Origin of the sequence: Microcoleus sp. FACHB-SPT15 (assembly GCF_014849525.1) — a bacterium.
Taxonomy (GTDB): Bacteria; Cyanobacteriota; Cyanobacteriia; order Cyanobacteriales; family Coleofasciculaceae; genus Symplocastrum; species Symplocastrum torsivum.
On sequence record NZ_JACJNU010000050.1, the window covers coordinates 89,725 to 104,863 of the forward strand.

At 45.3% G+C, this 15,139-nt stretch carries 10 protein-coding genes; 4 read left to right on the top strand and 6 right to left on the bottom strand.

Features of this window, described 5'->3' with window-relative positions:
* Positions 1–59 precede the first annotated feature (59 nt).
* Complete coding sequence (locus H6F98_RS17490; protein WP_192219974.1) at positions 60–533, top strand: GFA family protein; 474 nt, start codon at positions 60–62, stop codon at positions 531–533.
* A gap of 467 nt (positions 534–1,000) precedes the next feature.
* Here H6F98_RS17490 and H6F98_RS17495 read toward each other — a convergent pair whose 3' ends face one another.
* The 5 genes from H6F98_RS17495 to H6F98_RS17515 form a co-directional block, all read right to left on the bottom strand.
* Positions 1,001–2,680: a mechanosensitive ion channel family protein gene (locus H6F98_RS17495; protein ID WP_199348609.1), complete on the bottom strand. Its 1,680-nt coding sequence runs from the start codon at positions 2,678–2,680 to the stop codon at positions 1,001–1,003.
* Between the two features lie 309 nt (positions 2,681–2,989).
* Positions 2,990–4,111 (bottom strand): AI-2E family transporter, encoded by a 1,122-nt coding sequence (locus tag H6F98_RS17500; protein ID WP_192220062.1) that lies wholly within the window; start codon positions 4,109–4,111, stop codon positions 2,990–2,992.
* A gap of 176 nt (positions 4,112–4,287) precedes the next feature.
* Complete coding sequence (locus tag H6F98_RS17505) at positions 4,288–5,115, bottom strand: carbohydrate ABC transporter permease (RefSeq protein WP_192219975.1); 828 nt, start codon at positions 5,113–5,115, stop codon at positions 4,288–4,290.
* Between the two features lie 17 nt (positions 5,116–5,132).
* Positions 5,133–6,023, bottom strand: coding sequence for a carbohydrate ABC transporter permease (locus H6F98_RS17510; RefSeq protein ID WP_192219976.1), 891 nt, complete (start codon positions 6,021–6,023; stop codon positions 5,133–5,135).
* 30 nt (positions 6,024–6,053) lie between these two features.
* Entirely contained in the window at positions 6,054–7,307 is a 1,254-nt protein-coding gene (locus tag H6F98_RS17515) for an ABC transporter substrate-binding protein (RefSeq protein ID WP_192219977.1), read from the bottom strand.
* A 210-nt stretch (positions 7,308–7,517) separates the two neighbouring features.
* On the opposite strand from H6F98_RS17515, the gene H6F98_RS17520 reads away from it, so the two are divergent.
* Together H6F98_RS17520 and H6F98_RS17525 are read left to right on the top strand one after the other, a co-directional pair.
* Positions 7,518–7,661, top strand: coding sequence for a hypothetical protein (locus H6F98_RS17520; RefSeq protein ID WP_192219978.1), 144 nt, complete (start codon positions 7,518–7,520; stop codon positions 7,659–7,661).
* A 290-nt stretch (positions 7,662–7,951) separates the two neighbouring features.
* Positions 7,952–10,780, top strand: a complete 2,829-nt coding sequence (locus tag H6F98_RS17525; RefSeq protein ID WP_192219979.1) for an adenylate/guanylate cyclase domain-containing protein — start codon at positions 7,952–7,954, stop codon at positions 10,778–10,780.
* A 185-nt stretch (positions 10,781–10,965) separates the two neighbouring features.
* Here H6F98_RS17525 and carB read toward each other — a convergent pair whose 3' ends face one another.
* Positions 10,966–14,226, bottom strand: a complete 3,261-nt coding sequence (carB, locus tag H6F98_RS17530) for a carbamoyl-phosphate synthase large subunit (RefSeq protein WP_192219980.1) — start codon at positions 14,224–14,226, stop codon at positions 10,966–10,968.
* 267 nt (positions 14,227–14,493) lie between these two features.
* On the opposite strand from carB, the gene H6F98_RS17535 reads away from it, so the two are divergent.
* Positions 14,494–15,105, top strand: a complete 612-nt coding sequence (locus H6F98_RS17535; RefSeq protein WP_192219981.1) for a tetratricopeptide repeat protein — start codon at positions 14,494–14,496, stop codon at positions 15,103–15,105.
* The last annotated feature ends 34 nt before the right edge of the window (positions 15,106–15,139 follow it).

Sequence of the window (15,139 nt, forward strand, 5' to 3'; positions counted from 1 at the left end):
AAGTTTGAATAAACCCATAAAGTTGGAATTAACTTAAGGGTTACTACCGAGTTTGAAGAATGACAGATGTACTTAGAAAGCCTGTGGCTACTGGCGGTTGTCAGTGTGGAGCAATAAGGTATGCTCTTTATGCCCAGCCAGAGGGTGCTCACTTGTGCCATTGTCGGATGTGCCAGAAGGCGATGGGTAATCTCTTCGCGCCGCTTGCTCCAGTTCGACAAGAAGACTTTGCTTGGACTTGCGGAACGCCAAGATTGTTTCGTAGTTCTTCCGTTGCAGAGCGGGGATTTTGTCCTGAGTGTGGCACACCTTTGTCGTTTCGCGATACCGATAGCGAATGGCTTAGCGTAACAATTGGTAGCCTTGATCAGCCAGATGCAGTGCCACCAGTGATTCATTATGGTGTCGAGCGCCGAGTCGTTTGGCTGCACCTTGCAGATAGGCTACCTGAAGAACGCACAGAAGACGAGCCGTCTAGCAATCGACTTGCCAGCATGGTCAACTACCAGCACCCAGACTACGACAGCTTATAATATCCTCCCCAGGAAGCTAGCACAGTAGTCTCTCAAGGCAAGTCTCAGCATTGATCAACCGATCTATGCATGACTATAAGCCTGTGGCTACTGGCAGTTGCCAAGGTCGAGCAATTTCAAGGCACTCGTGATGAAACTGCAAAAGCCTAAGCGCAGACGTGGAGTAGTTCTCTCTTCACAGGGACAGCAGAAGCTCTCTTTAGCCAGACGGCAATCAGAAACACAATAGAAGAACTAAGCGAACGTACTCGACTATCCGTGAGTACCATCACAAAGGTACTGGAAGCTCGAATTGGAGTTAATAAATAAACCATTGATGCTTTTTTTGCTGCCTTTAGTTTACAGCTAGAGCGGATAAGTTTAACGATACTGCAACTGAATTCCTTAGCCCATTTTCTTGCAAACAAAATTCTTAAAAAAGAGTTTTTCCATTTTTACAAGCTCAAAATCTTTGATAGCAAACGGATTTAATATTCGCGATCGCGATGCTGTCCATTATTGGATGTATCACGATTACCATGATTCTCCTGACTTGGAGCTGTTGACTGCTTTTCTAACCATTGGATAAGGCTATTGGATAACTGACTAAGAGATTCTGTAAGCTGGGGCGAGACTTCTATCGGTAAGTTGCCAGAACGAACGTGCAAGTCTCGCTGAGGAAAGGGAATTTCAACGCCGCGATGACGTAAAATTGCTTCAATCCGAAAGTAGATGTCGCTCTTAATTCGGAATTGCTTACGAGGTTCGTCAATCCAAACCAGCAAATTAAAATCTAGGGAACTTTCGCCCATACCCATGAAGAATACCCTAGGGGCTGGTTCCGCAAGAACGTCGGCATGTTCTTTTGCTGCATCAATCAAAGCACCTCGAACAGTAGTGAGGTTTGAGCCATAGGCAACACCGACTGGTATTTTTAAGCGCGATACAGGAGAGTTGTGTGTCCAGTTAATAACCTCTGATTCAAGGAAACGAGAATTAGGCACAATAATCGAGATTTCATCCAGGGTAAGGATTTCTGTGCTGCGGACGCTGATACGCTCAACGGTTCCCATCTGTTCGCCTAGATCCACAAAGTCACCGACTTTAATAGGACGTTCAAAAATCAGCACCAAACCGCTGATAAATTCCTTGGCGATGCCCTGCAATCCTAAGCCAATACCAACACCTAAGACACTAGCAAAGATAGTTAGGGAACTGAGGTCAAGTCCCCATAGTTGCAGCAGGACAATCGTACCGAGGAAAATGATGCCGTAGGTGGCAATCTGAGCAACAGTTTCCTGGGAACCACGATTTAAGCCTGTTAAGCGTAGGACACGCGATCGCAACAGCTTTTTTGCTGTTCTTGCCAGTATCACTAAACCCGTGAATAGCCCTAGGAGAATTAATAAATCTAAAACTGAGTAGGACTTGTCTCCTAAGGGAATCAACTCAGAGACTAAACTGCCAACAAGAGTATCCTGCATCTGACGGCTTAGTTCCCGTGTTTGGGGGAATAAATTTGTGATGTAAAGGGCTATGAATAGCCACAACGCTAATCGAATGCAAGCAAAGAGAATTCTTACGGCGAGTTCAATTGTCAGGTGTTGGCGGCTATCTTCTGAGTCTTTGACTTCTGGGGGAAGCTTTGGCTGTAGCCAACGCCGCCAAATCCAACCCAATCCCCAACTCAATGCGATCGCAAATAACACACACCCCACGGAAACAAGCATTGCCTTCTGGATATAGGCAGGACGACGTTGCTCTTGTGCCTGCTGTATCGCCTCTTCCAATTGTCCCACCCAAATCTGTGCTTGCTCTTCTGTCGTTCTTCCGGGTGGTGCATCCCCCTGAGTAACGGTAAGTAAGTGAGAGCCATCTACTTGAATAATGGGTAAATCTTGAGTTTCATCAATAGTCACGGATATAGGAGGACTAGGGATTCGGACTTTCTGCTTGAGTAGGCGATTAGCATCCTCCGCTCGTTTTTGGGCACTATATCCTCCAGACGGGCTAACTTCAAACAGGCGGCGTCCATCAAGGACGATGGTAGCAGAGGGAGAGGGGTTGTCCTGACCAAAGACGGGTGTAAACGATAGCAAAACAGCGATCGCCATTGCCACAGCCGCAAGCCGGACAAATCGTCTCGCTAAATATGGGAAGCGAATCATAAAAGTTGTTAGTTGTTAGTTGTTGGTTGTTACAGACTTCAACTATGCCTGATTCCTAACAACCAGTCTTTACTTAATTGCGAAGCCAATAAACCAAACTTTCCTTACATAATCTACAGATAAATCCTTGTGCACCGGAGCTTTAGTGAGGAGGTTTGGGGGAGGCACTCCGTCCCCCAAAAGGGGGGTTTGGGGGGGCTTCCCCCCATTTCCGGGTTCTTCAAGAAACAATATTGTATTTTTTAACTTACATCCCACCCCTTTTAAACCCAACAACCAACAACTGCTTATCAAACCCCTTCATCCATTTCAGCGATTCACAGGTAACGGATTTGCAGTTTCGGGAGTTCGTGCTGTAACCAACGCCTCCTGTTGTTCCGCCAACTGTTTAGGTTTCAGGTAAAGATTTTCCAACAGCACAGCCGCACCAGCCACCCAAGGTGGAACAATTAACGCGCCAATAATGCCTAAAACTTGAGTTCCTCCCAACACAGCCAATAGCTGATACAACGGATGGACTTTCACCGAATTACCAACGAGTAAAGGGTCAAGCACGTAAGTTTCAACATTCTGGATAATCACAAACAACAGTAACACCCAGAAGAACGTTAGCCCACCGTGACCAACTGCAACAATTAAAGCCGGAACTGCACCTAAAATTGGTCCCAAAAAGGGAATCAAATTCGTAAAACCTGCAATTACCCCTAAACCTAGAGCAAACTCTGAAAGCCCCAAAATTCCCAAACCAGCAGTAATTGCAATACCCAAAATTCCCGAAACCAAGACTCGCCCTTGAATGTATCCCCCCATCCGTTGGGTAACTGGCTCGACTTGCGCTTCCAAACGCTCATTCCAAGGATAGGGGAATAAACTGACCAAGCCCTGAATCAATTTCTCAGAACCTGACAACATATAGCCTGAGAGCAACAGGGCAAGAATCAGGGTAAAGAAACCGCCGAGAATCCCTCTAGTGACACTATAAGAACGCACCAACAACTGCTGACTTGAGCGAATCACCCAACCCGTAAGTGCCTGAGGATTGAGTAGTTGGCTAACCGGACTGACTGTTTCTGGATCAGTCAAACCAAAACGAATTGCCAAGTTCTCAATAAGCGATCGCACAACTTCCAGGTAACCGGGTAGTCTCCGAATCAAGCGCTGAATTTGCTCAGCCACTGTCGGCCCAATCAATACCCCTGCACCTGTCAAAAGTCCTATTAATCCCAAATACACCACGATTACCGCTAACCACCGAGGCAACCGCAGCTTTTCGGCACTATCAATAATTGGAGCAAGCGCTGCTGCTACAACTATCGCAATCATTAGTGCTACCAACAAGCTTCGCAGTTGCCACAGTAGCACCAGTAACAAGCCCGTAGTGACAACTAACACCAGGTTAACCAGGGCAACAGTTATACGCTGCTTTGGTATAGTGTTCACCTCTTACTGCCTCCTAATCACAGAGTTTCCCGTAGACCCAAACATCGTAAACTCAAGCTTTGGTCAATTGTGGCAGATTGTAAACTCGTTAGCCTCAGCTATTTGAATGAGCTTTCAGGTCAGCCGCATGATAATATCCCAGAGTATCCGGTACAGGAAAAGAATATCTACTCCTTACCACCTGTAAACGTTACCCCTTTAATAAAATAGCGGTTGAAGAACGCATAAATTAGTAGTGCAGGCAGCGTTAAAACCATAGAAGCCGCCATAATATAATTCCAATAACTAATATATTGCCCCTTAAATGAATTTAACCCCAAGGGAAGCGTAAACATATCCGGGTCAGATAGAATTACAAGCGGCATCAAAAAATTATTCCAAGCTCCCATAAAAATAAAGATAGCTTGGGCAGCTAAAGCAGGTTTTGCCAAAGGCAAGACAATTGAGACAAACATCTCACCCCGACTTAATCCATCTAGCGTCGCAGCTTCCTCTAGCTCTTTGGGAAAATTGAGAAAAAATTGCCGCATCATAAAAATAAATGTGGCATTGACAATATTTGGAATAATCAACCCTTGATAAGAATTAAGCCAGCCAAAATTCTTTAAGATTAAATAGCTAGGAATAAGGGTAATTTGGCTTGGAACCATTAAAACAGCTAAAATCAAGAAAAACCATAGCTGTTTTCCCATGAAATTAATTCGTGCCAAGGCATAACCTGCCATTGAGTTAAATAGAAGATTGAACGCAGTAATACAAATAGCAACAAGAATACTGTTAAACAACCAACGTCCAAATAGTGGCTCTTGAAAAAAGATTGTTCTGTAATTATCTAAAGTAAACTGCTTGGGAATAAAATTCATACCTCCAGAAATGATTTCTGAGAGCGGCTTGAAGGAAGCAGAAAGCGCCCAAGCAAACGGCAAAAAAGTAATAACCGAATACAGAACAAGAGCCGTATAGATAAAAGTTTTCGTTCCAGGTAAATGCTTCATGCTAGCCAGACTGTAGTTTAATTGTCTTCTTTGAATAAATAACGTTGGATAAGTGTAACAACCATGATGATGCTTGCTAGCATCAAGGCAAGAGCAGCTGCATAACCCATATCTAAATTTTTGAAAGCGTACTGATAAATCAGCAATACAACCGTTAAAGTAGAATTATTAGGACCACCAGAACCAGCAGAAAAAATATAAGACTGGTCAAATAGCTGGAATGTACCAATCACACCCATAACAACGATGAAGAATGTTACAGGTTTAAGCAGTGGTAGGGTAATAGAGATAAACTGGTCAAACCGATTTGCACCATCAATCCTTGCTGCTTCATAGAGAGAAACCGGAATGTCTTGTAAAGCAGCCAAGTAAATCACCATATAAAAAGGTGCTGTTGACCAAATATTCATCAACATAATAGATTTTAGAGCAACCATTGGGTCACCAATCCAGTTGTAGGTTGGTAATCCTAGAAAAGCTAAAATATTATTAAATAGACCATTGGAGTTATAAATCCACATGAAGATGAGGGTTAAAACTGCCGATGAAGTAACGGTCGGGAGAAAGAAGATAATCCTAAACAGATTCTTGCCTTTGATTTGAGAGTTAAGAATAAGAGCTAAACCAAGAGCTAAAATCGTCTGAATCGGTACGACAACCGATACATATTCAGCTGTATTTTTTAGAGCAATCAAAACACGCTCATCATCCACCATCCTAAAAAAGCTTTTTAAACCAATAAACCGATAATTTAATTCTCCCAAAATACGGACTTTGTGGAAGGCAATAAATAAAGCATAGATGATTGGTAAAACGACAAATGTTCCAATGACTAAAATTGTCGGAGTCATGAAGGAGTAGCCAGCTAAAGCTTCTCTAAAACTTTCTTTTTTCCAAACTGCTTTCATAGTTGCACTCGATTTAGCGAGATTCCTTGATTAGTTTGCAGCGCGAATTTCCTTGTTAGCTGCTATTTGCGATCGCCTCATTGCTCTCGGTAAGGGTTGTTCACCAATCAAGGCACTGATAAATTGGTTATTGAATTGGGTATAAATAGTTGGAAGATGTTCGCCAGCTTGCCAAATTGTTGCATAACTAGAACCCTTAATAAAGGGAGCATAAAGAGGATTGTTAGCATATCCTAGCTCCGTTAAAACGGATTTACGAGAGGGTAAGCCAATGCCTCCTGTAGATACAGCTTTCATGCCTTCTTTGCTAGTTAAATAAGAAATTAATTGCCAAGCTGCGTCTTTATGTTTGGTTTTTTTATTCATAACGTAAGCGGCTGTAAAAGCAATTGTTCCTTTCTTCCCGTTGATTGTCGGAACTTCTGTTATGCCAAAATCAAGGTTGGGAAATGTCTCTTTCAAGTAAGGGATTGCCCAAGTTCCTTCAATCGTCATCGCCGCTTTGCCTTGACCAAACATATCACTTCCTGAGTTTGCACCGACATCAGAAGGTTGAGCTGAAGAACGCTCTTGGCGATATTGATCAATGACTAATTGCAAGCCTTTTAAGCCTTCGGGTGTAGCAAATGCAGCATAGCCCTTTTGGTCAACAATACTGCCGCCAAAGGCTTTAATCATAAAGGCTAGTCGTGAAAGTTCTGGTGTGATTCCTAAACCATATTGATCGACTCGTCTATCTCTGTTTTTATCAAGAGTAAGTTTTTTTGAATATTGGCGTAATTCCTCCCAATTTGTAGGAGGCTGGGTTATGCCTGATTCTTTAAAAGCGTCTTGATTGTAGAAGAGTGTAAGCGTGGAGAAGTCCTTTGGTAATCCATAAGTTTGATTCTTGAGTTGAAAGGCTTTCAGTAAAGCTGGCTCAAAATCAGCTAAATCAAATTGAGGTGTAATGTAAGGATTAAGAGGTTCTAGCACCTCGTACTTCATGAGTAAAGGCGCTTCAAAAGAATCTAAATAAAAAACATCGGGAGCAGCGTCACCAATTAATCGGGTTTTAATTACATCCATATATTGGTCATTGATGACTTCATGCTTCACCTTGATATTTGGATGTTGGGATTCAAATTTATGCAAAACCTGGTCTAGCAGTTGTTTCTCGGTAGTATTACTTTGCCAACCACTCAGAGTGATGGTGATACCCTCTTGTGTGTTACGAAAGCTACAGCTAGTTAAGGTAATAATTACCAGCAGCAAGAAAATCCAAAAGGAGAGAATTTTTTTCATCGTTAATTTTGCTTAACGGGTAGCATACACAAGCTGAACCCCTATCTTGTCTGAGGTCGAATTTTCTGCTTAATCCCAGTATTTGCTGGGAGTTGTAGTCAAGCAGTGAGATTTAAGTTAGTCAAAACTTCTTTACAAAAAGAGATATGAAGAGAAGAAGTTATTAGTTATTAGCTTATTAGTTCATGGAGAACATTTTAACTTTGTTTGGTGAGGCGACCAGACTTTTTAGGCGATCGCATTGCATTTTGGCTGATGAGTGCGATTTCTTATTCATACCCTCCCAACTTCTCCAGTAATTCTTCCCACATCACGATTTGCTGCTGCAATTGCTTTTCGGGCGATCGCTTGTGACTTCCTGTCCTTGAAACAGTCCTCTTTCTTCTAGCTCATCTCTAAGGAATCGTCTCTGCAACCCTTTGATATCTAAGCATTTGAGTTGATGAAACAACTGATCTGCCCAATATACAGTGGATAGTAGAGCCACTAGCGTTGGAAGCTAAGCAATTCAGAATGCCCTAGCCTAGGATTATCGAGGCTTTTAGCAACTGCCATAATGCAAGTTGTAGGTGCGACAGCTTAGTAACAATATAGATCAGGAGCATCAGTGTCAATGCAAATGCAAACAGAAGCAATTCCTCCAGATGGAAGCCCCACTGCCTAAAAACGAAGCGACGAGGCTCAAGGCACTTCGCCAGCTTCAAATTCTCGATACCGCTCCTGAAAAAGGATTTGATGATATCACCCGTTTGGCGGCGTTAATTTGTGGTGCCCCTACTACATTGGTTAGCTTGATTGATGCCAACCGCCAGTGGTTCAAGTCAAAGGTAGGTCTGGACGTATCGGAAACACCACGTAGTATTGCCTTCTGCGCTCATGCCATTCTGCAACCGGACATTATGATTATTCCGGACGCACGAGCTGATGAACGGTTTGCTACGAACCCACTGGTCACTAATCCTCCCCATATCCGGTTTTATGCTGGTGTGCCTTTGATTACACCAGATGGTCAGGCATTGGGAACGTTGTGTGTAATTGACTATGTTCCACGAGAACTCGAACCTCAACAGATAGAAGCCTTACAAGCCTTAGGTCGCCAAGCGGTAGTCCAACTGGAGCTACGACGTAGTTTAGCGGCTCTGGCACGCACCATTACTGAGCGGCTACAGGGAAAGAAGACGCGCAAGCGATTTTTCAAAAGAATAGCTGGCGGATTGGGAGCGGCAGCGACAATACTGGTTGTGATTGGTGCTATCTCGTACCGGAACACGAGCCGATTTATTGATACGGTTGCGAGAGTAGAAAACAACCAACAGGTTAGTGGAAATATCCAAGATTTACTTTCCCAGCTTACAGAAGCCGAAACTGAGCAGCAGAGCTACCTAATCGCTGGAGAAAAAGCTTATCTGAAATCTTATCAAGCTGCCGTTGCAGACGTTGAGCAAAGCCTCAAGGAACTCCAGCAATTAAGTGCCAAGAATCCCAAACAACAGCAAAAGCTCGATACGCTTGAACCTTTAATTGCCAGGAAACTGGCTTTGCTAAACAAGGGTACTGACTTACGACTCCGGAACTCTGAGGCAGCATTGCAAGTAGTGCTGTTGGCTGAGGGAAAGCAGCTAAGGGATGAGATCCAAAAAGAACTCACACAAATGAAGAACGAGCAAGAGTCTTTGCTCCAGCAGCAGACTGAAATCAGGAGACAGCAAACTGAGCTAATTGCCTTATGGCTCGGCATCTTGCTGGTGCTTATCGTCTTGGCTTGGGTCTACTACTTCATTAATCGAGAAATGGCTGAGCGCCAGAGGGTAGAAGAGACATTAGCAGCAGAGCGTGATTTTGCTTCTGCTGTCTTGGATACAGCGAGCGCTTTGATAGTAGTACTCAATCCAGAGGGGCAAATTATCCGCTTTAACCGAGCTTGCGAAAGGCTTACCCGTTACTCATTCGCTGAGGTGAGAGGTCAGTGTTTCTGGGATTTGTTCATCATTCCAGAAGAAGTGGAGCCAGTAAAAGCAATCTTTGAAGAGTTGCGAAATGGTGAGTTTCCAGACGAGTCAGAAAACTACTGGGTAACAAAGGATGAAGAGCGCCGACTGATTGTCTGGTCGGGTAATGCTCTCAAAAACGCTGATGGTTCGGTTAGGTACTTCATTGCTGCTGGTATTGATATCACCGAGCGCCAGCAGGCGGAAATCGCACTCCGTAGAAGCGAAGCCCAAAATCGAGGTTTCCTAGAATCGCTACAGCAGAGTAAAACCCGATTGCGGAAGCAGCAGACGGCACTGCTGGAACTAGCAAAATGTCAGCCTCTCTACACTGGCGACATCAGTGCAGCTTTTTCTGAGATTACTAAGACAGCAGCACAAACCTTGGACATTGAGCGGGCGAGTGTATGGCTCTACAACAACGACCGCTCGAAGATTCACTGCATCAAACTGCACGAACTTAGTGCCCAACGGTATTCAGAAGGGATGGAGTTAGCGGCTGTTGACTATCCTGGATATTTTCAAGCCTTGCAGTTAGAGCGTGAGATCGCAGCTGATAATGCCTATACTGATTCTCGGACTCAAGAATTTTCGGCATCTTATCTAGCGCCTTTGGGGATTGCCTCTATGTTGGATATGCCGATTCGCCTGGGTGGTAACACCGTAGGAGTCCTTTGTCTGGAACACGTAGGGACACCTCGTCACTGGAAGCTGGAAGAACAGAACTTTGCCAACTACTTAGCGTACATGGCGACTTTGGCGATGGAAGCTAGAAATCGCAAGCAGGCGGAGGAAGCCTTGCTTGTTGAGAAGGAAAAGTCTGAGCGACTGCTACGAAATATCTTGCCGTCTGAGATTGCCTTTCGCCTGAAACACGAGACTGACTCAATTGCTGACCACTTCGCCGACGTCACCGTCCTGTTTGCTGACATTGTTGGCTTTACAAAGTTTTCATCTTGTGTATCGCCCATAGAATTGGTAAAGTTGCTTAACCGAATCTTTTCAACGTTTGACCTACTAGCTGAAAAGCATGGGTTGGAGAAGATTAAGACGATTGGGGATGCCTATATGGTCGTGGGAGGTTTGCCGACTCCTCGTCCCGATCATGTAGAGGCTGTTGCCGAAATGGCGCTGGATATGCAAAGAGAAATTGCCCAATTCAATGCCGAGACGGGTGAGAGGCTCAGCATTCGGATTGGCATCAACACAGGTCCCGTCGTTGCTGGTGTAATTGGCATCAAAAAGTTTATTTACGACTTGTGGGGCGATACCGTGAATACAGCAAGCCGCATGGAATCCCATGGAATTTCCGGCTGCATTCAGGTTACTCAAGCGACTTATGAGCGATTACGAGATGACTATCTGCTTGAAGAGCGAGGGTTGATTCAGGTGAAAGGCAAGGGGGAAATGGAAGTCCACCTCCTTATTGGGAAAAAGTCAAGTACAGGACAAAAGGAACTGTCACAGCGATCGCACTCTAGCTAAGAGGTTCCCTGACAAGTTATAGCAGAAGGCACAAGACAGAAGATTGATTGGTCAAGGTTTCAGTATTTGGCGAGATTCAAGAGTCGCCAAGGCGACTGCTATACTTCACACAAACATATAGTAAGAGCGCACAGCCGTGCGCCCTTACAGATAGTAGTTCAAAAGAATATTTGCGTAGTTCCTTGTTAGTAAATGTAGTCTTGCAATGCCTTCACATCCAACGGCTGTGACTGCAAGGAACGAATGGCTGCCGCCGCCGCTTTTGCTCCAGAAAGCGTGGTAATGATGGGAACTTTGTAAGCCAAAGCTGAACGACGAAGCAAACGCCCATCTACTCGTGCTTCTTCCCCGGAAGGTGTGTTGATAATCAACTGAATCTTCTTATTTTTAATCGCATCCATGACATTGGGACGCCCTTCATGAAGTTTCAAGATCAATTCAACATCTACCCCATGGTCTTTTAGGGCTTTCCTTGTACCTTCTGTTGCGACAATATGGAAGCCTAGCTCCATAAAGTCTCTTACGACTGGGACAACACCGGGCTTATCACGGTCATTCGTTGAGACAAACACGGTACCAGAGAGAGGCAAGTGTTGATTCGCGCCTAATGCTGCCTTGGCAAACGCCTTACCAAAGTCCGTATCAATCCCCATCACTTCACCAGTAGAGCGCATTTCAGGCCCTAGAATTGGGTCTGTACCTGCAAACTTCTCAAACGGCAATACAGCTTCCTTAACAGCTATGTGTTGGAGTATTGGTTCCTTGGTTAAACCCAGAGACTCTAGGGTTTGTCCAGACATAATCCGGGAGGCAAGCCCCGCTAAAGGTACACCCGTTGCTTTGGAAACAAAGGGCACAGTTCGAGAGGCACGAGGGTTGGCTTCTAGGATGTACACTTGGGGCGAATAGCCTTGGGTACCAACAACGGCAAACTGGATATTCATCAGCCCAACTACCTTGAGGGCTTTTGCCAACTGCACTGTCCAAGTGCGAATCTTGTCCACAACAGCGGGTGGCAAAGAAACGACGGGTAAGGAGCAAGCTGAATCACCAGAGTGAATTCCGGCTTGTTCGATATGCTCCATGATGCCGCCAATGACAACCATGCCTGTGTGATCGGCGATCGCATCGACATCTACCTCGATAGCATTCTCCAAGAATTTATCAATCAAAATTGGATGTTCTGGTTCTATCTGCACCGCAAAGGTCATGTAGCGTTCCAGTTCGGCATCAGAGTAGACAATTTCCATTGCTCGTCCACCGAGCACGTAGGAAGGGCGAACCACGACAGGATAGGTAACGCGCTTGGCGATTTCCAGCGCTTCTCCATAACTGCGGGCAAGACCATTCGGTGGCTGTTTGATGTCTAGTTGGCGTAATATTTTTTCAAACCGTTCCCGGTCTTCTGCCGTGTCGATAGAATCGGGAGAAGTCCCCCAAATTTCGGTCTTGAGTGCTTCCTTGGTTTCGGGGCGACTCAAAAATTCTTGCAGAGGAACTGCCAGCTTGAGTGGCGTCTGCCCTCCAAATTGGATAATCACGCCCTCTGGATTCTCCGCTTCAATGATATTGAGAACATCTTCCTTGGTAAGCGGTTCAAAGTACAGGCGATCGCTTGTGTCATAGTCTGTCGAAACCGTCTCCGGATTTGAGTTAACCATTATGGTTTCAAATCCCTCTTTACTCAAGGAATAAGCGGCATGACAGCAACAATAGTCAAACTCAATCCCCTGTCCAATTCGGTTAGGGCCACCGCCTAAAATCAACACCTTGCGGTTATCGGACGGTAGTACCTCTGAGTCTTCCTCATAGGTGGAATAGTAGTAAGGTGTTAACGCTTCAAACTCCGCCGCGCAGGTATCAACTGTCTTGTAGACTGGCACAATGCCCAAATTTTTACGGTAAGCGCGAACTTCGTCTTCTGAAGTTTTGGTTGCAAAGGCAATTTGGCGATCGCTAAATCCCTGCCGTTTAATTCCCCATAACTCCTCTTTGGAGAGCTTTTCTAAGGCAGTACGCTTCAGGAATTTCTCGGTTTCGAGTAACTCCTCCAACTTATCCAAAAACCACGGGTCAATCCCAGTCAGTTCGTAGATTTCCTCCACCGTCATCCCCAGCAAGAAAGCGTGGCGAATCGTGAAAATCCGTTCTGGATTCGGTGTTCTTAAACCTGGGCGGATTTGCTCTAAAGAAGGTAGCTTCTCAGCCTTATCACACCCCCAACCGTAACGCCCCGTTTCAATTGAGCGCAAGGCTTTCTGAAATGACTCGTGAAATGTCCGCCCAATTGCCATTGCTTCCCCAACTGATTTCATCTGCGTTGTCAGCACGGGTTCAGAACCGGGAAACTTTTCAAAGGCAAACCGGGGTATCTTCGTCACCACATAGTCAATCGTCGGTTCAAAAGAAGCTGGTGTCTTTTTGGTGATGTCGTTGGGAATTTCATCCAGCGTGTAGCCCACAGCAAGCTTAGCGGCAAACTTAGCAATGGGGAAACCCGTTGCCTTTGATGCAAGAGCCGAACTCCGGGAAACGCGGGGGTTCATCTCAATGACAATCACATCACCCGTAACGGGATTCACCGCAAACTGGATATTTGAGCCGCCTGTTTCTACGCCAATCTCGCGGATGATTTTAATCGAGGCATCCCGCAGCCGCTGATACTCTTTATCAGTTAGGGTTTGCGCGGGGGCAACGGTGATCGAGTCCCCTGTATGGATGCCCATTGGGTCGAGGTTTTCAATCGAGCAGATGATGACAACGTTATCTGCTAAGTCGCGCATCACTTCGAGTTCGTACTCTTTCCACCCTAGTAGCGATTGCTCAACGAGGATTTGAGAGACTGGCGAGGCATCCAAGCCTACCTGAGCCATTTCTTCATATTCTTCCTGGTTGTAGGCAATACCACCACCTGTGCCGCCAAGAGTATAGGCAGGGCGAATGATTAAGGGATAGCTGCCAATTTCTTCGGCAATTACCTTTGCCTCATCCATGTTATTAACGATTCCCGAAGGACAGACACCGACTCCAATCCGTGCCATTGCTTCTTTAAACAACTGGCGGTCTTCTGCCATCTCAATTGCTGGAAGCTTCGCCCCAATTAGCTCAACGCCGTACTTCTCTAGTGCCCCATTCTTGGCAAGAGTAACGGCGATGTTCAGCGCTGTCTGACCTCCCATTGTTGGTAGCAGGGCATCCGGTCGCTCTTTTTCAATAACCTTCTCCACAATTTCCGGTGTTAGCGGCTCAATGTAGGTGCGGTCAGCGGTTTCCGGGTCAGTCATGATGCTGGCGGGATTGGAGTTTACCAGCACGACTTCGTAACCTTCTTCCCGGAGTGCTTTACACGCCTGAGTGCCGGAGTAGTCAAACTCACTGGCTTGTCCAATGACAATTGGGCCAGAACCCAAGAGTAAAATTTTGTGGAGGTCGTCGCGGCGAGGCATAGTCGATAGTCCGTCGGTGTGTGACAGTTTTAGACCTGACTATTTTAAATGCTCCCACCATCATTATTTGTTGCTGTTTTATCTAAATTTGATGACTTGAGCGATTTGAGTGGGTGGGATGGCGAGAGAAAAGGCTTCCAGATGAAGGGCGATCAACTTCACGGGTAGCGTTAGCGTTGGGGCAGACGATCGCTTTTTCCCTCATGTTCCTAAGCGTTTAGACGTGGGAACAATAAGTGTATAGTCAGGATTAGAGGGTTTTTGCAAGTGTTTAACGCTCAACAAGTGATTGAATCGACTAGTCACTGGGTTGGTATGATTGCGAGTGTTGCGACCATCATCGCTACAATCTTTGGAGTTCTTATCTTTTTCTGTGGCACAGTTGCAGTAACGGATAATCAGGGGACTAGCGGTTGTAGTGGATTTTTAATTTACGATCCATTGTCTAATATGTTGACGTACACTCTTCCAAGTGAAGAGGAAAAAGACTACCTAATCGATAAAATCCACTGCTATCGAGATCAAATTCAGAAGCATCCCAAGAAGGCAACCCTCTACACTAACATAGGAGAAGCTGATCGGCGCTTGGGCGATTTGGAAGCCGCTCGTATTGCTCACAAAACCGCTATAGAGTTAGAACCAACCTTACAAGAAGCCAAGATAGGTCTGGCACTGGTAGAGCAAGACTTGGGTAATACCGCAGAAGCTAATAAGACTATTCAAGAGGCTTTAGCGCAACATAAAAATGCGATCGCTTATCTATTTCAAGGGGCTATTCTTCATAAACAAAACTACATCAATGGTGCAGAGCTAGCGTTTCAACAAGCGATTAGGCTAGATCCCAAGGCGAAAAAGCTGATTAGCATCTGGAAGTTGTGAGATATTAGTTGAGGCTTGTGATTTAGATAAAGCA

Bases quoted from the DNA above. Each gene is read 5' to 3' on its own strand.
- H6F98_RS17490 (WP_192219974.1), top strand. From the start codon at position 60: ATGACAGATGTACTTAGAAAGCCTGTGGCTACTGGCGGTTGTCAGTGT.
- H6F98_RS17495 (WP_199348609.1), bottom strand. From the start codon at position 2,680: ATGATTCGCTTCCCATATTTAGCGAGACGATTTGTCCGGCTTGCGGCT.
- H6F98_RS17505 (WP_192219975.1), bottom strand. From the start codon at position 5,115: ATGAAGCATTTACCTGGAACGAAAACTTTTATCTATACGGCTCTTGTT.
- H6F98_RS17510 (WP_192219976.1), bottom strand. From the start codon at position 6,023: ATGAAAGCAGTTTGGAAAAAAGAAAGTTTTAGAGAAGCTTTAGCTGGC.
- H6F98_RS17515 (WP_192219977.1), bottom strand. From the start codon at position 7,307: ATGAAAAAAATTCTCTCCTTTTGGATTTTCTTGCTGCTGGTAATTATT.
- H6F98_RS17525 (WP_192219979.1), top strand. From the start codon at position 7,952: ATGGAAGCCCCACTGCCTAAAAACGAAGCGACGAGGCTCAAGGCACTT.
- carB (WP_192219980.1), bottom strand. From the start codon at position 14,226: ATGCCTCGCCGCGACGACCTCCACAAAATTTTACTCTTGGGTTCTGGC.